17 protein-coding genes are annotated in these 23624 nt (G+C 42.8%); 13 read left to right on the forward strand and 4 right to left on the reverse strand.

Annotation, left to right across the window (positions count from 1 at the left end; all coding sequences use genetic code 11):
* Positions 1-4: 4 nt before the first annotated feature.
* The 11 genes from WJR50_RS12090 (at position 5) to WJR50_RS12140 (ending at position 12500) form a co-directional block, all read left to right on the forward strand.
* Positions 5-553, forward strand: a complete 549-nt coding sequence (locus WJR50_RS12090; protein ID WP_341293537.1) for an RNA 2'-phosphotransferase — start codon at positions 5-7, stop codon at positions 551-553.
* 217 nt (positions 554-770) lie between these two features.
* A complete protein-coding gene (locus tag WJR50_RS12095) occupies positions 771-2030 on the forward strand; it encodes a hypothetical protein (protein ID WP_341293538.1) in 1260 nt (419 codons plus the stop codon).
* Between the two features lie 18 nt (positions 2031-2048).
* Complete coding sequence (locus tag WJR50_RS12100; RefSeq protein WP_341293539.1) at positions 2049-3695, forward strand: BCCT family transporter; 1647 nt, start codon at positions 2049-2051, stop codon at positions 3693-3695.
* A 24-nt stretch (positions 3696-3719) separates the two neighbouring features.
* A complete protein-coding gene (locus WJR50_RS12105; RefSeq protein ID WP_341293540.1) occupies positions 3720-4634 on the forward strand; it encodes a universal stress protein in 915 nt (304 codons plus the stop codon).
* A 153-nt stretch (positions 4635-4787) separates the two neighbouring features.
* A complete protein-coding gene (locus tag WJR50_RS12110) occupies positions 4788-5771 on the forward strand; it encodes a bile acid:sodium symporter family protein (RefSeq protein WP_341293541.1) in 984 nt (327 codons plus the stop codon).
* Positions 5772-5900: 129 nt separating this feature from the next.
* On the forward strand, positions 5901-6746 hold the full coding sequence (locus WJR50_RS12115; protein WP_341293542.1) for a LamG-like jellyroll fold domain-containing protein: 846 nt from the start codon (positions 5901-5903) through the stop codon (positions 6744-6746).
* Between the two features lie 171 nt (positions 6747-6917).
* Complete coding sequence (locus WJR50_RS12120) at positions 6918-7403, forward strand: DUF4199 domain-containing protein (protein ID WP_341293543.1); 486 nt, start codon at positions 6918-6920, stop codon at positions 7401-7403.
* Between the two features lie 189 nt (positions 7404-7592).
* Positions 7593-8702, forward strand: a complete 1110-nt coding sequence (locus WJR50_RS12125) for a sialidase family protein (protein WP_341293544.1) — start codon at positions 7593-7595, stop codon at positions 8700-8702.
* Positions 8703-8837: 135 nt separating this feature from the next.
* Positions 8838-10112: a hypothetical protein gene (locus tag WJR50_RS12130; protein ID WP_341293545.1), complete on the forward strand. Its 1275-nt coding sequence runs from the start codon at positions 8838-8840 to the stop codon at positions 10110-10112.
* Positions 10113-12260, forward strand: coding sequence for an alpha/beta hydrolase (locus WJR50_RS12135; protein WP_341293546.1), 2148 nt, complete (start codon positions 10113-10115; stop codon positions 12258-12260).
* 66 nt (positions 12261-12326) lie between these two features.
* Positions 12327-12500 (forward strand): hypothetical protein, encoded by a 174-nt coding sequence (locus WJR50_RS12140; protein ID WP_341293547.1) that lies wholly within the window; start codon positions 12327-12329, stop codon positions 12498-12500.
* 72 nt (positions 12501-12572) lie between these two features.
* On the opposite strand, the gene WJR50_RS12145 is transcribed toward WJR50_RS12140, so the two are convergent.
* The 4 genes from WJR50_RS12145 to WJR50_RS12160 form a co-directional block, all read right to left on the reverse strand.
* The gene (locus WJR50_RS12145) at positions 12573-13148 is read right to left on the reverse strand and encodes a hypothetical protein (protein WP_341293548.1); all 576 of its coding nucleotides are present in this window, start codon (positions 13146-13148) and stop codon (positions 12573-12575) included.
* Positions 13149-13232: 84 nt separating this feature from the next.
* Positions 13233-13493, reverse strand: coding sequence for a hypothetical protein (locus WJR50_RS12150; RefSeq protein ID WP_341293549.1), 261 nt, complete (start codon positions 13491-13493; stop codon positions 13233-13235).
* A 69-nt stretch (positions 13494-13562) separates the two neighbouring features.
* Entirely contained in the window at positions 13563-15542 is a 1980-nt protein-coding gene (locus tag WJR50_RS12155) for a sialate O-acetylesterase (RefSeq protein ID WP_341293550.1), read from the reverse strand.
* An 18-nt stretch (positions 15543-15560) separates the two neighbouring features.
* Positions 15561-18566, reverse strand: a complete 3006-nt coding sequence (locus WJR50_RS12160) for a CHAT domain-containing protein (RefSeq protein WP_341293551.1) — start codon at positions 18564-18566, stop codon at positions 15561-15563.
* A gap of 375 nt (positions 18567-18941) precedes the next feature.
* On the opposite strand from WJR50_RS12160, the gene WJR50_RS12165 reads away from it, so the two are divergent.
* Positions 18942-22013 carry a SusC/RagA family TonB-linked outer membrane protein gene (locus WJR50_RS12165; RefSeq protein WP_341293552.1) on the forward strand — a complete coding sequence of 1024 codons (3072 nt, stop codon included), beginning with the start codon at positions 18942-18944 and terminating at the stop codon, positions 22011-22013.
* A gap of 32 nt (positions 22014-22045) precedes the next feature.
* Positions 22046-23566 carry a RagB/SusD family nutrient uptake outer membrane protein gene (locus WJR50_RS12170; protein ID WP_341293553.1) on the forward strand — a complete coding sequence of 507 codons (1521 nt, stop codon included), beginning with the start codon at positions 22046-22048 and terminating at the stop codon, positions 23564-23566.
* The last annotated feature ends 58 nt before the right edge of the window (positions 23567-23624 follow it).

The raw sequence follows: 23624 nt of genomic DNA on the forward strand, positions 1-23624 counted from the left end.
TAGAATGAATCCTAAAGAAACAAAAAAGCTTTCCAAGTTTCTGAGTTTGATTCTCAGACATCAACCGGAAACCATTGACTTATCCCTTGATGAAGGAGGATGGGCTGATGTAGAGGAACTTATTCAGAAAAGCCGATTGAAGCAGCTTGAACTTGATTTTGATAAGCTAAGCTATATCGTGGAGAATAATGATAAGCAAAGGTTTTCCTTTTCTCCAGATCACAAAAAGATACGGGCCAATCAGGGGCATTCCCTAGCTGTTGATTTAGGACTCGTTGCGCAGGAACCACCCAACTTACTGTTTCATGGTACAGCAACACGAAATTTGAATTCCATTAGACAAAAGGGGCTGATCAAGGGAGCAAGGCATCATGTACATTTGTCCACTGATCAGGAAACCGCCATAAAAGTAGGCATGCGATATGGAAAACCAGTTGTACTGAAAATCCATGCAGGGCAAATGTACGGCGAAGGATTTGAGTTTTATCGTTCGGAGAATGGTGTATGGTTGACCGATAGCGTTCCTACTCAATATGTTGAATTTAAGTTTTAAAGTCCTGTCACCAAATCATGCGCTCACCAAAGACTGATAGGTGATTTAGAAGAGGAGTGTTTGCCCCTACAGATATTCATAAGGATCAGTAAAACTCCTTTTCTTGATTTGTTAAGCCTTTTTGAATTTATTCTGAACAGCTTTAGCCCTGAGTGGTTGAAAATAAAGTAAGCCCTGTAAGCTTTTTATGATTTTCTCAAAAACAAATCAAGCTGTTATGAGAAACCCTATACTTTTTTATCTATTTCTATTTTTTGTATTTCTATCTGTTCCTTTTACCGAACTACATGCTCAAATCAGAACCGACTCGGCAAGTATTGATAGTGTTAATACACGCCCTGTGATCTTACTCACGGGCAAGCTACATGAAACTACTTTTGATGTGATGGAAATTGATACCCTTGACAATGAAGGCGATAAGCCGCTTTTTATCATAGGTGGAGCAGTGCGCTTCAACTATTTTGTAAAAAGCTGGGAGGGGGAACAGGATAACCGTAATAAAGGAGGTGACATAGCCTTTGACCTGTTTCGTATTAATGTGACCGGTGAGTTGGAAGGGATTATTCTAAATGCCGAATATCGTTTTTACTCGGATGCTTTCGGTGGACCTATGCCCCACAGTGCCTGGGCAGGCTATAATTTTGATGAAAGTAATCAGTTACAACTTGGTCTGAATCAGGTGCCTTTTGGTAATCAGACTTATAACTCTGACAACTGGTTTTTCAATGTAACTTATTACTTAGGTTTGGAGGATGATTATGACCTGGGCGCTAAGTACGTTCATAGCGGTAAAAAATGGGGTTATGTGCTTGCCTTTTATAAAAACTCTGAACTTCCATCCTCAGATTACGGACGATATTCTTACGACTTTGTAGGCGAGTACGAAGAGACCAATCAGTTTAATGGAAAACTCATGTATTACCTGGCAGATGATACTCGGCTGGGAATCTCAGGGCAATGGGGACAAATCTACAATTCGCTGACCGATGGATTAGGAAGTCACCATGCGCTTGCGCTCCACATGCGCGGAGATTATAACCAGGTGGGCGTGAAGCTTCAGGCTGTCGCCCTGGGAGCAGACATTCCCAAAGATGATCAGCTAAGCGTGGGCGAAGGAGAGGGCGAAGATATCATCACGATGGGAGCATACGGTGCTCCTTATAATGTGGCCTACCAGGGTCAGGTTTATACTGCAAGCCTGAGCTATCAGGTACCGGTGGACTGGGGACCTATCTCCCGATTGGTATTTTACGACAACTATTCTTATTATGACAAATCCTCAGAAAGCTATGCCGATACGCAGATGAATGTATTGGGTACTATGATCAGTGCCGGGCCTATTTATACTTACATTGATTTCGCCAGCGGAATCAATCACCCCTGGCTGGGACCAGACTATACCAATGCGCTGGCCGAAGGCACAGAGGATGCCGAATGGCATACACGTTTCAACATCAATGTGGGCTACTATTTCTAGAATTGAAAACTACAAAACATGAGCAAAGAAATACAAGAACAAGACTTTCAGGATCCAAAAGACCAGAAAGGTATCAACAAATACTTTGATATTCATGCTCCGGTCTTCTGGCCGGCAGCCATTATCACTGTATTATTTATTGCTGTTACGCTGATCATCGGTGAACCTATGGAAGAGATTTTTTCTTCCCTCCAGACGGGTATCTCCGATTACGCTGGCTGGTTTTTTATTCTGTGTGTGAACACATTTTTGTTTTTTGTGATCTACCTGGCTTTTAGCAAGACAGGAAGTATTCGCTTTGGCGGCAAACGTGCCGAACCTGAGTTCAGTACCCTGGCCTGGTTTTCTATGCTGTTTAGCGCAGGGATGGGGATAGGTATATTGTTCTGGAGTGTAGCCGAACCGATGTATCACTTTCAGAGTCCCCCCTTTGGAGAAGGTGAAACTGTAGAAGCAGCCCGTATTGCCATGAACATGACCTTTCTGCACTGGGGCTTACATGCCTGGGGAATTTATGCGCTGGTAGGTGCGGCACTGGCCTTTTTTGCTTTCAACAAAAAACTACCCTTAACCATACGCTCAGTTTTTTACCCACTCCTGGGCGAGCGTATTCACGGCCCAGTGGGCAATACCATTGATGTGATTGCGGTAGTGGCGACTCTGTTTGGGTTGGCAACTTCTCTGGGTTTTGGCGTACAGCAGGTTAATGCCGGACTAAATTACCTCTTTGGCATAGAAATCTCAGTGATTACCCAAGTGATACTTATCGTTGTGATTACCCTGGCAGCGACTACATCGGTTGTATTGGGAATTGATAAAGGAGTTCGCGTATTAAGCGAACTGAATATTAGGATTGCAGGGGTATTTCTGCTTTTCATGATCATCTTAGGGCCTACGCTGTATATTTTTGACGGTTTTGTGCAGAATACAGGAAATTACTTGCAAAGCATTCTCCGCCTGGGTTTCTGGACTGAAAACTATCAGCAGACCGAATGGCAGAATAGCTGGACCGTGTTTTATTGGGCATGGTGGATTTCCTGGTCGCCTTTTGTAGGAATGTTCATCGCTCGTATTTCCCGCGGACGTACTGTAAAAGAGTTTGTATTGGGCGTCCTGATAATTCCTTCCCTGCTGACTTTCCTCTGGCTGTCTGCTTTCGGTGGTTCAGGTATATATTTAGAGTTGCAAGGTATTGCAGAAATTGGAGAGTCAGTGCAGGAAAATGTAGCTACTGCCTTATTTGTACTTCTGGAGCAGTTTCCCTGGTCTTTTGTTTCTTCACTGGTAGGCGTTGTGCTGGTCATCTTCTTCTTCGTGACTTCTTCGGATTCTGGTTCGCTGGTAGTGGATAGCATTACCTCCGGAGGAAAGCTGGATGCTCCGGTAGGGCAGCGTATCTTCTGGGCAAATGCTGAAGGGGCGGTAGCCGCAGTATTGTTGTTGGGTGGAGGGTTAAACGCACTACAAACAGCAGCTATTACCACTGGATTACCTTTTGCCTTCGTACTGCTTATCATGTGTTACAGTCTATACAAAGGGCTAAACGAAGAGTATAAAGAAGAAATTATGCTTGTAAAAGAGCAGGATAAAAAAGCATATGAAAAAGTAGTCAAAGACCTTGTCAGTAAACAAAAGCAGAAAGAGAGAGAAGGAATAGGGAAATAATTTTTTCAACTTGAACAAAGTATTATGGATATACCTAAGAAATTATTCGTCTGCCTGGACATGACCGAAATGGATAAGAGCCTCTTAAAGTATGTGGCTTATCTGTGCGAAGTTTTTCCGGTAAAAGATATTTTGCTGATTCACAATATATTGCTTGATAAACCTCCTAAAGAACTTCAGGACTTGTATCCCGAAACCAGCAAACCTGTAGAAAAGCTGGTGAAAGAGGAAATCAGGGAAGATATAGACAACTATCTCAGCGATAGTGGGGCTGAGATAAAAATTAAAATATTTCAGAACCAGGGGGTGAATGATATTGTCAAGTGGGTAAATGAGCATAATGTAGACTTATGCATTATGGGCAACAAAACGGAGAAAGAAGGACAGGGAATTTTCTCCATACGCTTCCTTCAGTTGAGCGGACACCCTGCCATGTTAGTGCCTTCATCGGCAAAATATCCGATAAAGGAGATCATTGCCCCGCTTGATTTTTCCAAAAGCGCAGTGCCTGTCATACAATCAGCCCATAAAATCTCACAGTTTTTTAGCTCAGAATTGAAATATCTGCATCTATATACGTTGCCCCCTCAATATTTTCCCTATCTGCCTCGGAACATGGATAAGTATCGTCAGGGATATCTGGATTATGGGGAAAAAACTTTCAAAAAGCTAAAGGAAAAAGCGGTTGGTAAAGAAGATACGGGAGAATGTCATTACAAACTGGTGGAGAAAGAAGATATAGCCGGAGAAATTCACCATTGGGCACAGTATTATGAAGCAGGGCTGATAATTTTAGGGGCTAAAGGAAAGAGCGACGCTGAAGTGCTGTTACTCGGTTCAGTTACTGAAAAACTAACGACTATCTCCAAAGATATCCCTTTACTGATTGTAAAAATGAAAGCCCATTCCAATTGGCTGGAAGCTTTTCTTAATCGGTAAATAACTAAGTGCTGACAGCAAATGGAGAGGGTAAAACCTTATCGCGAGATAAATCTGCCCAGGCACAACAAAAATAGTTTGACAGACTTTAACCTTATTTTCTATTCTTTACTTTTGTAGTGAATATTAGCTCTACAGAATGCTCCATTGCACATGAGGATAAGAGGCATCAACATCAATGGCTTTATACTATCGCTTTTTCTGGCGATGATTGTAGCCTATCTTTTTCCACAAGGTGCCGAACTCCTCGCCCTGGATCAGGTCACGGATATTGGTATTGGCTTGATCTTTTTCTTTTACGGGCTAAAACTCTCCATTGAAAGTTTTAGAACAGGTCTCACTAACTACCGACTGCACATCCTGATTCAACTCAGTACGTTTGTGCTATTTCCCCTGCTGGTACTTCCTTTTAAGCCATTGATACAGGACGAGACACTCCATTTGCTCTGGGTAGGTGTGTTTTTTCTGGCAGTTTTACCTTCTACCGTTTCTTCTTCGGTCATCATGGTTTCCATCGCCCGAGGCAATATACCCGGAGCTATTTTTAACGCCAGTATTTCAGGTCTGATAGGAGTAGTGGCTACACCTTTATGGCTGGGGCTAATTGTAGAAGAAATGCAGGGCATCTCCTTTCTGGACGTATTTTCCAAGTTGATGCTGCAAATTGTACTACCTCTCGGCTTAGGTATTTTGCTACATCCCCGATTTGGCAGGTTTGCCATCAAACATACCAAACTCATTGGCCTTTTTGATAAGTCCATTATTGTACTTATCGTATACGCTAGTTTCAGTGCTTCCTTCATCGCACAGTTATTCTCAGCGCTAAAGTGGACACACTTTTTGTTACTTTACATCTCAGTTTTAGCTTTCTTTTTTCTTATGCTGCTGCTGATAGATCTTATTGCCAAAAAATTAAATTTTTCCACTGAAGACAGGATCACTGCTTTGTTTTGCGGGTCTAAAAAGTCTCTTGTGCATGGCTCAGTGATGGCCAAAGTAATGTTTGGCAATAGTCCCAATGCCAGTCTGTTCATTTTACCGATAATGCTTTATCACATCTCCCAGATACTCATCATTGCCCTTATTGCAGAAAGATTCAGTAAGCGTAAATTAGATGAAGCGAAGGTCAAGTCCTGATAGAGCATACATCTGTGTTTGTATTTTAATATAAGGAGTTGGCTGGAAATAAATTAGAAATTAATTTCTCACCATCATCTCATGGACTTTTATTAAATTCATCTCCTACTAACTACCAACCTAAAAGAGATGAAAACTTTATTCTTTCTGATTCTTCTAACCATTCTAATTTCCACAGGGATAGCTCAGTCACAAAACCTGAAAGAGTCGCTTACATTTTATGCCTCATTTGATGAAAAAGCGGATGCTGATTTTGCCAGGGGTAATCCTGAAATTTATACTGCAAAGAGCTATGATCAACTTCCTCAAGGGGAGCAGGGTTTGCAAAGTGAATATATTCATATGGTTAATGAGCAGGGTGTATCGGGAGCCTGTCTGGATTTTACCAGCAAAAATGATCATGTCTTATTTTTCAAGGCCGCTGAAAATTTAGCATACTCCAAAGAGGATTGGAGTGGTACTGTCTCATTCTGGCTGCAACTTGCGCCCAGTCAGGATCTGGCACCGGGCTACTGCGACCCCATACAGATCACCGATGAAGGTTACGATGATGCTTCCCTCTGGGTAGATTTCAGCGATAAAAATCCCCGTGATTTTAGGATGGGCGTGTTTGGTGATGCTGAAGTATGGAATCCGGGAGGTGGGGAAGGCGGCGATCACCCTGAGTTTCTGGATAGACTGGTTGATGCACAAGCAATGCCCTTCAGCCGGGATAAATGGACGCATGTAGTGATACGTTTTTCTCACCTGAATACCGGTCAGGGAAGAGCTACACTCTTTTTGAATGGTAAATCACAGGGAGCACAGGAAAATATCACCGAACCTTTTAGCTGGGATTTGGAGAAAGCTACCATTCGGCTGGGAATCAATTATGTAGGCCTGATGGACGAACTCGCTATATTTAACAGGGCATTGAGTGAAGAAGAGATTAACACAATTTTTCAGATGAAAAGTGGCTTGAAAAGCATGTTATAGATACCTGGCTCTTTTTAGTATGTCTTACATCAAGGGGCTAACAAATAAACGCAAAGAGGGATTACTTTATTTTAATTCATTTTTGTTTAACCAAATACTTTTATTTACTAAACAAGTATGGTATTGCCATGTTATGCTATCAGTGGTTTGATCTCCAAAAGATACATAGATATGAATGATACCAAGAAAGATAATTTGATAGAACGACTCGCCCTCAGATACGGAGTACTAATGACACTCGCTCTGGTGGGCTTCTTTTTTCTGATGAAAGCTTTTGGGCTGGAACACAACCTGGAACTGAGAGCATTGAACATACTTATTTTGTTCAGTTTTGTGCTCATGGCTATAAAACATTATAAAAAGAAATACAAAGGCCAGAATCTGGTGTATTTTAAAGGCTTTGGATTAGGAGTGCTTACCTCGGCAGTAGGCGTATTGCTCTTTGCAGTGCTGGTCACACTATACGTGACTGTCATTTCTCCGGAATTTATGGAGGTAATACGTGAGCGAGAGCCATTTGGCGACTTTTTAAATCCTGCACTAATCGCTTTTACCATTACCATAGAAGGGATAACTTCCGGATTTCTGGCCAGCTATGCGCTCATGCAATTCTACCGCCCTAACCATAAAGTTTCTCCGGTAGAAGAAGTAGTATAAAATCAAAATCGGTAAATAGTAAGTTTCCTTCATCCAAGCGGCAGGTTTATCCTGTCGTTTTGCTATTTTACAGTTTTAAGAAGAATGCGATAAAGCATTATCAATTTACGTTTTCAGTTGTGTTGCCATTTTTTCTTTAAAATTTGACATACGCATCATAAATTGATATCCGACAATAACTGATGCCAGATGAAGAACAGCCTGCTCCTATGTTTATTCACTTTTTTGCTATACGCACCTATCCTTGCCCAGAGTAAAGAGGCTACTTTAACTGATGGTATTGGCACTTATCAGCAACTGTTTAGTGCTGCGGATCAGGATGATGTTGCCTGTTATCGTATTCCTGCTTTGGTTACCGCTACCAATGGTAATTTACTGGCGGCAATTGACGAGAGGGTGCCTTCCTGCGGTGATTTAAAGTGGAGCGAAGATATCAATATTGTGTTGCGCAGAAGTAAGGATCACGGAAGGAACTGGTCAGAGATAGAAACTATTGTTGATTTTCCATTGGGTCAATCTGCTTCCGACCCTTCCTTCATTCTGGATGAGGTGACCGGGGAGATATTCCTTTTCTACAATTTTATGGATTTGCGGAAAGAGAAGGATGTATATTACCTGCATGTGGTCAGAAGCAAAGATCATGGAAAGACCTGGAGTGAGCCTGAGGATATTACTTCTCAAATTACTAAAGCGGATTGGCATCAGGATTTCAAATTCATTACCTCCGGAAGAGGAATACAAACCCGCTCAGGTAAGCTTTTACATTGTCTCGTAAACCTGGATAAAGGATTGTACATCTATGGCAGTGACGATCATGGCAAAAGTTGGTTTGTGATTGACACGCCCATACAGCCTGCCGATGAATCCAAAATCGTAGAACTTTCTGATGGTCGTTGGATGATCAACAGCAGGGTGAATGAGCTGGGCCTGCGATACGTACATATCTCTGATGATGAGGGTAAAAGCTGGGAAAGCCAGCCCGATTCAACATTAATAGATCCTGGCTGCAATGCCAGCTTGATTCGCTATGCTTTTGAGAAAAACGGGAAAATGCGTAACTGCTTAGTTTTCTCTAACCTCAAATCTGAAGAGGGCCGAAAAAATCTGAATGTACGCGTCAGCTATGATGAGGGGCAGCACTGGTCAGATGGTAAAGTGATTTATCCCGGAGAAGCAGCTTATTCCTCTCTCTCAATTTTGGAGAATGGCGAGATTGGGCTTTTTTTTGAAAAAGATGACTATACCCAAAATGTCTTTGTCAGCTTTAGCTATGAATGGCTTACTGCTTCACCCGAATGATTTTGAGCTAAAAACCTATATTCTCAACTTCCTTTGTGCTCAATTACCACTATTGACATTCTTTTTCTTAAATTCAAAAATATACTATTGACAACCTAAAATAATGACGTAAGACAGTTTGCGTCCGAGTAAAACATGCAAGATAGACGACAATTTCTCAAACAAGCTGGCTGTATGGGCTTAGGCTTGAGCCTCGACCCTCATTTTTTGAAAAGCAGTATGCAGGAATTTCCTGTTCGCCAGCTTACCCAGGGCCCAAAATCTCACTGGTTTGGTTATTATGACAAATGGCAGGTAGACCCCTCCGGTCGCCATGCGCTGGGCATGGAAGTAGACATTCCTATGCGTTCACCTACCGAAAAAGACATCATCAAAATCGGGATGGTAGACCTGCAGGATAATGACCGCTGGATTGAAATCGGCGAAAGCAATGCCTGGGGCTGGCAGCAGGGCTGTATGCTACAGTGGATTCCCGGTTCTTCCGAAGAAGTAATCTGGAATGATCAGGAAGACGGTCAGTTTATCAGTCGTGTACTGAATGTGAAAACCGGAAAGCAGCGTACCTTACCCAAAGCCATCTATGCACTGAGCCAGGACGGAAAATATGCGGTAGGTACGGAATTTAACCGTATTCAGAATATGCGTCCCGGATACGGTTATCCAGGCATCCCTGATCCTTATGCTGACCAGAGAGCACCGCAGGATATTGGCATTTATCGTATGGATTTGCAGACGGGTGAGTCCAAGCTGATCTTTTCACTGGCCGAGGCGGCAGATATTCCTTACCAGGGAAAATCGCTGAAAGACAAATGGCACTACTTCAACCATCTGCTGGTAAGCCCCGACAATCAGCGCTTTATCTTTTTGCACCGCTGGCGCGAAGCTCCGGTCAACAGCATGGAGCAGGTAAACCGCGGATTTACCACCCGTATGTTTACCGCCAATATGGATGGCAGTGATCCTTATGTGCTGGACCCTTCGGGCAACACTTCTCACTTCATCTGGCGTGACCCTCAGCATATCTGTGCCTGGACACAGCCGGAAGGAAAACTGGCAGCTTTTTATCTGTTCAAAGACCAAACGGATGAGGTTCAGATTGTAGGCCCTGACAAAATGGTGGAAAACGGCCACAACACTTATGTGCCTAATACTAACAACGAATGGATTCTCAACGACACTTATCCCTATCGTGATCCGGGAAGGCGGCAAACCCTCTATCTATATCATGTGCCCACTGACAGAAAGGTAGTGCTGGGTAAATTTTTTGAACCCAAGCATTTTACTGGAGAATGGCGTTGCGATCTGCACCCTCGTTCCAATCAGCAGGGTACGCAGGTGATCTTTGATTCTACCCATCAGAACAATCAGCGACAGATGTATTTAGTGGACATCAGCGAAACCATAGCTTAAATGAGAAGCAGTATTATTTTTCTGCTGGCTTTGTCATTCAGCTTTGCAGTTCAGGCCCAGGAAGAAGACCTTTCCCTGCTGAATTTTTACCAGTACTATGGAGATCAGTCCAACGCCCTTTACAAAGAGATGGTAGATGAAGCCTCCGCAATGCTGGAGCAAAGGGCTAAACATATAGCTGGTCTCAAAACAGAGAAAGCATGGAAACAAAGACAGACAGAAGTCAGAGAAAAGCTGATGAAGATTGTAGGGCCTTTTCCTGAGAAAACTCCGCTTAATCCTCAGGTCACCGAAACACTGGTGAAAGATGGCGTAAAATTGGAAAAGCTGGTATACGAATCTCAGCCGGGATTTTATGTAACAGCAGCGCTTTTTATGCCTGAGAATTTAGAAGGAAAAGCTCCATCGGTCATTTATTGTAGCGGACATACTGCTCTGGGCTTTCGCAGCGATACCTATCAGCACAAAATCCTGAACCTGGTAAACAAAGGTTTTATCGTGCTTGCTTTTGATCCACTGGGACAAGGTGAGCGTATGCAGTATCCTGAAGCAGACGGAGAAGAGTCTAAGATTGGTGGTCCCACCAAAGAACATGGCTATGCCGGAGCGCAGTGTTTTATTTCCGGCAGTTCATTGGCAAAATATATGATCTGGGATGGTATTCGCAGCGTAGATTATCTGCTCACCCGTCCTGAAGTAGACCCCCAGCGTATAGGCATGACGGGGCGTTCGGGAGGAGGGACACAGACCGCTTACATTGCTGCCTTTGACGATAGAATCTATGCGGCTGCCACCGAGGCCTACATTACCAGTCTGGATATTCTGCTCAAAACCAAAGGTCCACAGGATGCCGAGCAGAATTTTATGTATTTCATAGAGCAGGGGTTGGACCTGGCGGATCTGCTGGAAGTAAGAGCACCCAAGCCTGCCATGATCATCAGTACTACGCGGGATTTCTTTAGCATAGAAGGCGCAAGGAGGGCCTATGATGAAGTGCAACAAGCCTACAAAGCTTTTGAGGCTGAACAAAACATTGCCATGAGCGAAGATGATCATGTACATGGCTCAACTCAAAAAAACCGGGAAGCGATGTATGCTTTCTTTCAAAGGCATTTACAAAACCCTGGTAGTGCAAAGGATGAAGATGTTCCTTTGTTTACCCTTGAAGAACTTCAAGTTACTTCTACCGGACAGGTAGCTACTGCGTTGGATAGCAAAAACGTGTTTGAGCTAAATCGGGAGGCATCTGAAAAGAAGAAAGCTAAGGTTAAACAGCAAAGAGCAAGCTTACAGCCAGAAAAAATCATACAGGAAGCAACTTCACTTTCAGGCTATGAAGCACCTCAGTCTGCAACTGAAGTACATTTTGCCGGTCAGTATCAGCGGGAAGGTTATAAGGTGCAAAAGTATCTCATGATAGGGGAGGAGCATGTAAATCCTTATCTGCTTTTTGTACCCGATGCAGGGCAAAGTAAGCAAGTGGTGCTGTATTTTCATCCGGAAGGTAAAGCATCGCAGGCAGGTAAAGGAGAAGAAATTGAGCGTCTGGTGAAGCAGGGGTTTACTGTATTGGCAGCCGATGTTTTGGGGGCTGGTGAACTAGGTCCCGGCTATCTGAAAGGCGATGCTTATATTGAAGGGGTATCCTACAATCAGTGGTTTGCTTCCATACTGGTCAACCAAAGCATTGTGGCCCGACAGGCAGCCGATATGGTGAGAATGGTAAAACATATAAAGGAGGAAGGTGACGAGGCAGAAATTACTGCTATCGCACATAGCACTTTGACCCCTGCATTGTTACATGCTGCCACTTTTGAGCCTGCCATTGACAGGATTGCATTGGTAGAACCTCTGCTTTCTTATGCCTCGCTGGTAGAGCACGAAAATTATGATCCGGAATGGGTTCCCGGAAGTGTAGCAGGAGCTTTAAATGGATATGATCTGGTAGACCTGGCGGCTACAATCGCTCCACGAAAACTGCTCATTGTCAATCCCCAAAACCATATCAGCGAAGCGGTACAGCCGGAAGTTTTTGAAGAAGAATGGTCTTTTGTACGCGATTTTTATCCTAACCCTTCTGGTTTTACAGTTATTTATCCTGAAGCACAGGAAGGACTATCTGCGCCCCTAAAAGATTGGCTGAAATAAAGTTGTCATAAAGCAGACAAGCTCCTCATTCTGTTGTTGTTATCTTTGATTTCAAAAGAACTGATTATGTCAGAAACCACACGTATGCCGCTGATTGCCAAAGCTCTATCGGGTGCCACCATAGGTGCTCTGATAGGTTTGTACATCAGTGATACCTTTTTTGCCAGCAATGCGATCTGGCTGATTTTTGTGTTGGCCGGAATTGGAGCAGTAGTGGGAGGGATATTTTTTGGGAAGTAGTGAAGCTGGAAGCCTGAATTTAGAAGCTGGAAGTTTAAACTTCTGACTTCCCGCTTCCAGCTTTTATCTTCTTCAATACTCCCACGAAGGAGGTAAATGGTAGGTGCTCATTAGCCTTGAGGTAGGAGGGTAAGCTTTGAGGTGGCCTAACATCTCGTTTACATCTTTGTCAAACTCCAGGTAGAAGTCTCTGTCCATCTTCTCTAGCTTCTTCAGGGCAGTTTGTGCTTTTTTACAGACATATTCGGCAAACTTATCTGCACGATGCTGATTTTCATATAGAATAGTAGATTGCTTACGGAAAGGCAGGTTTACCAGTAAGACCAAAAGCTGTATTTCTCCGTATTTGTCTTTGGTAATTTTGACATGTTGGCTGATCGCTCCGCTAAAATCTCTTAAAACCATCATCACCAGGCCAGGCGTATGCGTCCAGTGATGAAAGTCTTCTCTGGAAAAGACGGAGGAAGCTCCCTGCATCAATTCATCTCTTTTTGCTTCCATATCTACCTCATCTTCCAAAAGCTGGTGGTGAAGTTTTTTAATCAGCATAGGATCTTTGCTAATTAGACGAATCAGTAGCTTATCTTTTTCTTTATCCGGCATATGAAGAATCGCCTCTTTCAACTCATCAGATATTTTTTTGGACATGGATTAGAAGTGAGTTAAATGTAAATAATAAAAAAAACTCCTGAACAAAAGCTCAGGAGTTAGGTACTTAACGAAATATCAATATTAGTTTCTACCGAATTCGCGGAAAGCGAAACGTTTTTCCGGTGCTTCTTCACGGTAAGCTACTGCTTTCTTGATTTCGGGATGCTCTCCCAAATAACTATCTACCGCCTTCTCTAGCTTATCTTCAGCATCGGATTTAAGCTTGGATTTATCCACATACATTTTGTCTTTAACCTTGTCTTCATCAAAAAATTCAATGCTATTGAATGGATAATCCTGACTCTCTATAGGTTTATTGGATAAAAGATCTCTGTAATTCATAATTATAAAGTTTAAAAAGTGTATACTCGGAGAACTAGATAAATCCATAGATGTTTTGAGTATTAATAACTATTTTAAACTATACTCCGCTGATTCATAGGTTTTTCCCGGCCAATCATCAGTACGAAAGGGTAAAGCTGGTAAACCCGCCTCATTGTACAGGTTGGTATCTTCAGGATTGTCTGCCCATCCATAGCGCACTGCTACCGGGTTCATCATTGTATCATGATAAACCATTACTGTGCTGTCGTTCAGAATATAAGCTTTGGCTCTGACAAATTCGCGATCTTCCCGCGCAATAGAAAAACCTTTAACATAACCGTAAAGATCATCTACTTTTAGAGGAGATCCATTGGTTTCAAAGGTGATTGCAATCTGATTACCCTCAATGTTCATGGAATCAAATACCGGCCCCTGGTGGATAATCTCTTCATCGTAGATGACAGCGCGGGCGGTGAGTGCCAGTCTTCTGCCTACCTCTTTTTTGTTGGCAGGGTGGATATTGTCAGCTTCTCCCAGGTCAATGGCTGTAGCCATTCCAGTATTGGGTAGAGATAAAGCCATTTCCTGAGCTTCGCGAAGCTCTGCCCACTCGCTGGGCTGTGGTTCTTTGTCAGGCTGCTTGTAATTTGCCAATTGCACAAATAGAAAAGGCAATTCATTCTGTTGCCACCGCCTTCTCCAATCACGAATCATGCTAGGAAAAAGCGAACGATACTCATAAGCCCTTCCTGCATTACTTTCTCCCTGGTACCAGATAATACCTTTTAGTGCGAAAGGAATAAGAGGAGCAATCATGCCATTGTACTGCATCATGGGCGTAGAACCGCTAAAAACTGTATTGGGACGGACAGGTAGTTCATCCCAACTGACCCCTTTGCGGTATTTCCATTCTCCGCTCAAGGCTATTTTTTGGCTGCGGTCGGTGATGTAAAATTCTTCTTTATTTCCCCAGATGCCGCCCTGATAGCCTGAGTCAAATACTCTAACGGCAATGATATTTTCTCTGTTATTCAGTAAGCTGCGGGGAATCTGATATACTCTGTGCTGATAGCCTTTATCTCTGCCAATCTCTTTTCCGTTGACCCAAACGATGTCATGATCATCTACACGGGGAAGGTGAAGATATAGATTTTTATTGCTCATGGCTTCTGGAACGAAAAAAGTCCTGCGAAACCATACAGACCCATCGTGTTCAGGCAGTCCGGCAAACTCCCAGATGGTGGGAAGTTGCATTTTTTCCCAGTTTTGGTCGTCAAAGCTTTCTCTGTACCAGCCTTCAGAGAATCCCCTATCCTCACTTTCCGACTGCTCTACCCATCTTTCCAGATTAGTGGAAAACATCTGTTCCAGTTCATCGGCAGTCTGGGTATATCGGCCAAGTGCGTCAAGCATACTTTTGTAACGGGGAATACTATCCAGCACTTCGGGACTCATCCATGCTTCTACGGCTGTGCCTCCCCAGTATGAGCCAATCAGCCCGATAGGTACGTTGATTTCTTCCTGTAATTGTCTGCCGAAATAATAAGCTACTGCAGAGAAATCCAGTACATGCGTACTATCAGCAATATGCCACTGCTGTTCAGGTACATCATCCTGAGGCTTAAAAGCACGATTTTTTTCTACCAGAAACAGGCGGATTTCAGGATGGTCTTTAGCCTCTCCGGCAGTTTGTAATCCTTCAGGTACTTTGTATAGCTCCCATTCCATATTGGATTGTCCGCTGGCCAGGTACACATCTCCAAATAGAATATTCTCCAGCGTGATGATATTTTCTCCGGTAATGGTGATGGTATGAGGTCCTCCCGCAGGAGTAGCAGGTAGGTTAAGGCGCCATTTGCCATCTTTGTCAGCCTGAGTAGTGTATTCCTTGCCCATAAAGGTGAGCGTAATATTTTCTCTACGATCGGCTTTGCCCCAGATAGGCACTTCCATATCGCGTTGAAGAACCATGTTATCAGAAAAAAACTGAGGGAGAGTGACGTCTGCTTTTGCTAAATACGGAAAAACAATCAGTAAGCTGATTAACAATATGTTTCTATGCTTCATATCAATCTATACGAAATTTTAGGTAGTTTTTCGGTTTGATTTTCTTCTGTAGAAAAACCAACCCGCCAAGATAAGGGCTATCAGAAGAAGAAGGAAATAAAGAAAAGGAAACTTACTTTCTGCCGCATCCTGATTGTTGCTGATCAGCACAAATCCGCTCCAGTAATAGGGGGCAGCGGTATTGGGATCTGCTTCTTCCAAATATTGCAGTTTTGCCAGGCGCAGGGCCTCAGCTTTGCTACTGCCATTATTAAGTGCCTGATAAAAATTTTGCATGAGTTGGGAGGTAGAACGGTCGGAGACTGCCCAGAGACTCATTAGCACGTTGGGTACTCCCGCGTACATAAACCCACGTGCCAGGCTGATGATTCCTTCACCTTTCTGAATCTTACCTACGCCGGTATTACAGGCACTTAGGGTGACCATATCCGCATTCAATTGCATATTGTACAACTCATAGGTGTGGAGCAGCCCATCCTCATCGCTATCGGCTTCCGGAGCAAAAACCAGCCGTGAATACAGTGGGTTACGATCGTCAATCAGGGTATGTGAAGCGAGGTGAATGATGCGGCTGTTGCTGGCAGTTTCTTTAAAGTTCTTTTCTGTAGCCTGATGACTTAAGTGCATATTACCTTTCAACAATTGGGCAATAGATTGTACTTCTTCTTCTGCAAAAGGTAAGGCCTCAAGTTCATCTACCAACTGTCTGTCTTCGGCTGAGCGGGTGGCAAGTAAAGGATTTTGCTGTTTTGAAAAAGCAGGCGCGTAGCCGGTAAATGATTGGTCAAACTTACGGAAATTTTTTGCTTGTACAGAGGCCAATAGTTGTGCAGAATACTGGTAGGCGATGGCCTTATCCAGAATAAGGTAGGGCAGGGAACGGTAATTATGAGTTCCGTTGTTTTGATTTTCTACCGCTTTAGTCAGCAGAGCTTCAAAAGGAATATATCCCAGACTTCCATCAGGGATGATGATTAGCTTTTCGCTGCGATGCTGCCGTAAAACGGGTTTTAACAAATGGTCAAAAAGAGTGTAAGCAGACTCACTATAGGTGACAAAATCCCTATTTCTTAAACCCTGCAATAAATTTTCTACGGGAAGATTGTCTGCTTTTATGCTGTACATTCTAACGTTCTGTTTATCCATGCTGAGGCAATATAGTGCGTCAGACCCCTGAAAAAATTCAACCATCAGCTCATTTTTCTGAATTAGATTTTTTTGTGCCTCTGCAAGGGTGATGTCATTGGGCTCATGCATCATGCGAAAATATTGCGGGTAGTTTTCTTTCAAGGACTCATTAAGCGCCTCTTGTTCTCGGTGTAAAGCAAAAATCTCATTTTTGTACTTACTCAGTCTGGCGGTGTCGGGCTTCTGCTGACCTTCTTCTTCAAATCTGAGCTTTTCGTAGTAAGCCAGCTTGACATTGAGCTCCTGCTCCTTTTCCAGTAAAGAATCGTCCACACCTGCCTGCTGTTTCCATTGAGATGTGGTAATATTATGGAGAAGTAGTTGCGCCTTATTTTTCTCCATAAGCTGGAAGGCCGCCTGTAGATACTGAATATTATTTTCCTGTTGCTGAAGTTCAAAAGCAGCTTGCAGTGCCAGTTCTAAAATCTTATTGGCATTGTCTGCCAGGTAGGTGCGAGATTCAGGATCATTAAAATTACGATAAATATGGTCTATCATATCGGTTGCAGCAAGGCTGGTCTGATAGGCCAGTTGCAGATCCTCACTTTGCTTTGTAGCCATATACCGCTGCATCAATACTTCTCCCTTTTGATGCATAAGCTGTAAAAGGGTAAGGTGATCAATGACATGCTCTTCAGAAGAAGGTACTGCCGCCAGTTCTTCCTTATCATAATCCTGAAGCAGGCAGGCAATGGATTTTTGTAGATAGGTAAGCGACTGTGCCCAGGCCGCTTGCTTTTGATAAAGGGTAGCCAATAACTTATAGTCAAAAGCAAGGGCGGTGCCTTTCTCTCCAAAATTATCCTGGTTAATCGCTAATGATTTTTCTGCAAAGTAGATGGCTGAATCGTACTGTTGCTGCTCATTATGTAACTCTGCCAGGTAAAAATAGGTGCCTGCTACTGTAGTATGACGCTCACCTACTTCGGCTATTTTCAGGAGCAGGGCTTCGTGAAGCAAATTGTGAGCTTGCTGGTATTGCTTCAAATCTATATAGGTTTTGCCCAGGTTGTGATAAACATCACTATAAGACATGTCAAAGCTTTTCTTCATGTCCAGCGATTTGAGGAAATATTCCAGCTCTTTTTCAAACATCTTTTGCCGTCCATATACCAGCCCCATATTATTATAAATATGAGATAAGGCCCACTGCTGCTCCTTTCCTGAATTTTCTACGATACTGGCAGATTTGGCATAGTACTCCAGGGCAAGGTCATGTTCAAATAAACGGCTATAAGATAAGCCTACGAAGTGTAGGGCATCACTTACCTCCATATGGTCAGGGGGGAAATTGTGCTGGTTGATTTTCAGGTATTTCTGCTGGTAGTGTAGTGACTGCTGATAATTACCAACTGTAAAATACACCCTACCCAGCATATGAAAGCTGTCTCCCAGAACAGGATCATGCTGGTCCAGCACTTGCTCTCTTATCTCACAGGATTGCTTCAGATTTTCCAGAGCATCTACAAACTGAGCAAGGCGGGCATGGCTGATTCCAATTTTAAAATATAACTCACCCATTAGAGTATCGCTGAGGTAGGAATTTAGTGAGTCCAGAAGATAGTTAAAGTTGTCAATTACTTCTTTACTTTTACGACTGCCGAAATACAGGTCACCCGCTTTCTTTTGGGCGTTGATACTTTCCTGCCATGCAGCCTTTTTGTTGAATGCCTCAGCTGCCAGAAGATAGTAGAATGCTGCACTGTCTGTTTCTTTTTTTTCCTCAAAGCTTTGCGCTTTCTGTAGTAAGCCGTTTACAGGATATTCTGAAGTTCCATTAGCGTGTACGTTCACGGAAAATATAAAACAGAGTAAGAAGAGAAGTAGCGTTTTCACAGGGCGTATAGATTGATCTATCAGTATATTAGCTTAAATGAAAAGTAGGGCTTTTCAACTTAAGTGTCAACTTGCAGGAAATTGAAAATATTAAAAAGGTGATTTTACAATTTTTGTAAAAAGAAGCCAATATTTTAGTGTGAGAATAAAAATAATTTGAATATATTGTCAAATACAGAATTATTCATTAAAAATTTTATGAAATTATTTATTTTTTAATCATACGATTTTTTTTTGATAAATATTAAATCTTAACTTATTTTTAGTACTAATTATTAAGTGTTTGGTGTTAATGCTTTATAACTATTTTTTTACGAGTCTTATCCCAAAACTTAAAAGTGGTATTGTTTTTATTTTAGTTTAACCAACATTTCTATGAGTATTTTTACAAAATGGCGGTTTGTAACGGGTTTAATGTTGAGCCTGCTACTGACTGTAACAACATCTTATGCGCAAGAAAGAACAGTCTCGGGAACTGTGTCTTCTTCTGAAGAAGGAAGCCTTCCCGGAGTGAACGTACTGGTAAAAGGAACTACGACTGGTACAGTCACTGACCTGGACGGAAACTACCGTATTACTGTACCTAGTAGTGAGAGTGTGTTAGTATTTTCATCTATTGGATACACTTCTGAAGAAGTGACTGTTGGCAATCGGTCAACAATTGATATAGAGTTGTTGCCTGATATCAAATCTTTGAGTGAAGTAGTAGTAGTAGGTTATGGTACGCAGGAGCGGGCTCGGGTTACCGGTGCTATATCTTCGGTATCTGCAAAAGAAATCAGTGAGATGCCTGTGCCTAGCTTTGATGCGGCACTTCAGGGGCGTGCTGCCGGAGTAAACGTTACAAACACCGGATCACCCGGTGCAAATCCACTGGTGCGTATTCGTGGTATAGGTACTGTGAATAACAACGATCCATTGTATGTCATTGATGGTGTGCCTGCCGGAGGTATCAATTCCATAAATCCTAATGATATTGAGTCAATTGAAATATTGAAAGACGCTGCTGCTGCCGCAATTTATGGTTCTCGTGCTGCTAATGGTGTAATTCTGGTTACTACCAAAAAGGGAGAAGCAGGAAAGCCGAAAGTAAGCCTGGAGTCTTATTATGGTGTGCAAAATGCCTGGAAGCAGTTGGACCTATTGAACAGAAATCAATATCTGGATTATGGCCGTGACCTCTTTGACAATGCCGGGGAGCCTTACCCTGATCGCTTTGGTAATTTAGGCGAGTTTGCCGGAGTGGAAACTGACTGGCAAGCAGCTATGTTTCGTGAGGCACCCATACAGGAACACAATATATCTGTAAGTGGGGGCTCGGAAAATAGTCGTTACCTTGTCTCAGGTGGATATTTCCAACAAGATGGTATTATGCTGGGTACTGGCTTTGAGCGTTTGTCATTTCGTGCCAATACGGAGTTTGATATTAGCGACCGCGTCAAAATTGGTCAGACCTTAACAATAAGTCATACTGACCGTGACGTAGAGCCATTCTCAGGAGGTCGTTCTCAGATTGAGCATATGATCAAGAGCGTGCCTTACATTCCGATCTATGACCCTACCCGCCTGGGAGGTTTTCGTGCTCCGGACAGGGTAGATGGTTCTGACCCGGAAAATCCGGTCATGAATGCAACCTTGCGTAAAAACAATGACAGAGATCTGAAACTTTTGGGTTCTGCTTATTTAGAGATAGAAATCATAGACGGATTAAAGTATAAGTTCCTCGCCGGTCTAGATTTAAATAATGGTAAAAATTCCCAATTTACACCTGCCTTTAACGCCGGTGATTTCAGTATTAATCCTTTAGCGCAAATCAGTGAACAGAGAAGCACATTCGTATCTCCCTTAATTTCCAATCAGTTATCATTTAATAAAACTTTTGGAGAACATACACTTGATGCGATTGCAGTGGCTGAGCAACAGACTTTTAATTTTGAAAGCATTAACAGCAGCGGTGAAAACTCAATTACTAATGATATTGAGGTGCTGGATGGGGTGGAAAATCCTAACGTAGGGGGAACGGCAAATGAAAGAGCCATTATCTCCTATCTGGGTAGGGTGAACTATGATTATGCGGGAAAATATCTGTTTGGAGCCTCTGTTCGTTATGATGGAGCTTCAGTCTTTGGCCCTGGAAAAAAATGGGGTTTGTTTCCTGCTGTATCTGCCGGGTGGCGTATAAGTGAAGAAGCTTTCATGGATGGAGTTACTTTCTTAAGCGACTTGAAAATACGTGGTAGTTATGGAGAAACTGGTAACTGGAATGTACCGGGAGGTAATTATCCTTATCAGGCTACTATTGACCCGAACTTCTTCTATAACTTTAATGGTAATCTACAACCTGCCAGTACAATAAACGCGCTGGCAAATGCAGATCTAGGTTGGGAAACTACTGTAATGACGAATATCGGTTTTGACTTAGGTTTGTTTGAGGACCGTTTCACTGCCAGCTTTGAGTATTTTAATAACGAAACGCAGGACATGATCTTAGGTGTACCGATTCCTCCATCATTAGGCTACGATCAGAGCCCGGTAGCTAATGTAGGTACGGTGGTCAATAAAGGTGTAGAAATTACCATGGGTTATAATCAGTCACTAGGGGATTTTCAATGGAGTGTCAACGGAAACATTTCGTTTGTGGAAAATGAGCTGACATCATTAGGTATTGGTAATTCCATATTTGGACCCGCATTTGAAGGTAATCCCGTTACTTTTACCGAAGAAGGACAGCCTATTGCTTACTATTATGGATGGGAAGTTGAAGGTCTTTTCCAGAGCGAACAGGAAGTAGAGCAGGCTAATGCATTGGATGGTGACGCTGAGTCTCCTTATCAGACTTCCAGTACTAGTGCTGGAGATATTCGCTTCAGAGATATCAATGATGATGGCGTGATTAATAATGATGATCGTACCAATCTTGGTCATTTCTTGCCTGATGTTACTTATGGCTTAAATGCGACTGCGAACTGGAAGGGATTTGACCTCACTTTATTCTTGCAAGGTGTGTCAGGTAACGAAATCATGAATACTAATATTTACGACTTGCAGGGAATGACCAGACTATTTAATGGTGGTGTTGCCATACTGGACCGCTGGACTCCTCAGAATACCGACACTGATGTACCTCGTGCGGTAAACTCTGATCCTAATAATAATTCCAGAATCTCTAGCCGCTACATTGAAGACGGTAGCTACTTGCGCTTAAAAAATATGACTATCGGCTATTCGCTGAATCAAGATTTATTAGGCTCATTTGCCAACGGATTTATATCCAACGTACGGGTGTATGTTTCTTCTCAAAACCTGTTTACTATTACTGATTATACAGGCTATGATCCTGAAATAGGAGTGCGCCAGGGTTTGAATGCCTCATTGGCTACAGGTGTGGATTATGGACAGTTTCCTCAGGCACGGACTTTCCTGGCAGGTATACAGATCGGGTTTTAAACAGCATTTAAAGAATGAAATTTATAGGAAATATGAAAAGTAAAATATTAATCACTATAGGGCTGATCTTCTTCATTATTTCGTCTTGTAACGATGAGATTTTGGATAAGGACAATCCAGCCCAATTATCTACGGCAACTTTCTTTGCCAACGATGATCAGGCGATAGCCGCAGTAAATTCTGTCTATGCTGCTTTGCAGGCAAATAACCTTTACAATCGTGAGTATTTCTTTTTGCACGACTTACTTTCTGATGATTGTCAGTCGGGTGGAGGACAGTTAGAAGCAGTTAGGGGCAGAACATTAAATTATGAATTGGATGGTGCCAATAAGTTGGTGAATGACGTTTGGAGAGGAATGTACCGCATAATTTTGAGGTCCAATTTTGTTCTTCAAAATCTCCCTGAAGCTGAAAGTATTTCTGCTGATTTAAAGACTCGCATAGAGGGCGAAGCTCGCTTTTTACGTGCCTGGGCATACTTTGAACTGGTAAGTCTGTGGGGAGCAGTGCCTATTATTACAGAGCCGGCTACCAGTCCTGAAGGAACACCAAGAGCTGCATCAGAGGATGAAGTTTACAATCTGATATTTGCTGACTTGGATATCGCGGAGCAAAACCTTCCCAAAAAATCGGAATATTCAGATGAGCAACTGGGAAGAGCTACCCAAGGAGCTTCACAGGCACTAAAAGGAAAAATACATTTATTCCGTGGTGATTACCAGGCAGCACGTGCACCACTTATGGCGGTAATTGAATCAGGAGAATATGGCCTTGTTGACCGTTTTCTGGATAATCATCAGGAAGAGGCTGAAAACAACATTGAATCTATCTTTGAAGTACAATTTTCGCTTGACTTTGGAACCGGTGGCGCATGGAGTGGAGATGGTAATGGCATTACCGAAATCACATTCCGTGGTCAGGAATATGGTCCTAATGCCTGGAGAAACGTGATTCCTTCTAACTCATTGGCCGATGAATTTGAGACTGTAGCCAATGGCGCTGCAAAGGATGATCCGCGTAAAGAGTACTCTTTTTACCAAATCGGAGACCTCTTCAATAGTGGACTTGATACTTTGAATGTCAGTGATGTGCAGGGTGATACTGACAAGCCGAGCTGGAAAAAGTATCAGATGATCTACAAAGTTCCTAATGAGAACTCTCGTTCAGGGATCAACTTCCGTGTCATCCGCTACGCAGATGTATTACTGATGATGGCTGAGGTTGAAAACGAGCTTAGTGGTCCGGCGGCAGCATTGCCTTATATCAATCAGGTGCGTGCCCGTGCCGATGTGGATATGCCACCTTATCCTACTGCGCAATATCCTACTGGTACTCAGGAGGAAATGTTTGATGCTATTGTTCACGAACGTAGGGTTGAACTGTCAGCTGAGCAGATCCGTAACCGTGATATTCGTCGCTGGAGAAGATTGGGTAAGTTGGATGAAGAACCGATCGCTGCTTATGAACCAAGACATGATTTGTTACCTATTCCTACTGTGGAAATTGATAACAATAGTGCCCTTTCTAATGAAGATCAGAATCCTGGGTACTAATGTAAGTGTTTGATAACCAGTAATTTTAGTTAAAGCCCTTCATCATGAAGGGCTTTTT

Origin of the sequence: Catalinimonas locisalis (genome assembly GCF_038039535.1) — a bacterium.
In the GTDB taxonomy this organism is placed as follows: domain Bacteria; phylum Bacteroidota; class Bacteroidia; order Cytophagales; family Cyclobacteriaceae; genus Catalinimonas.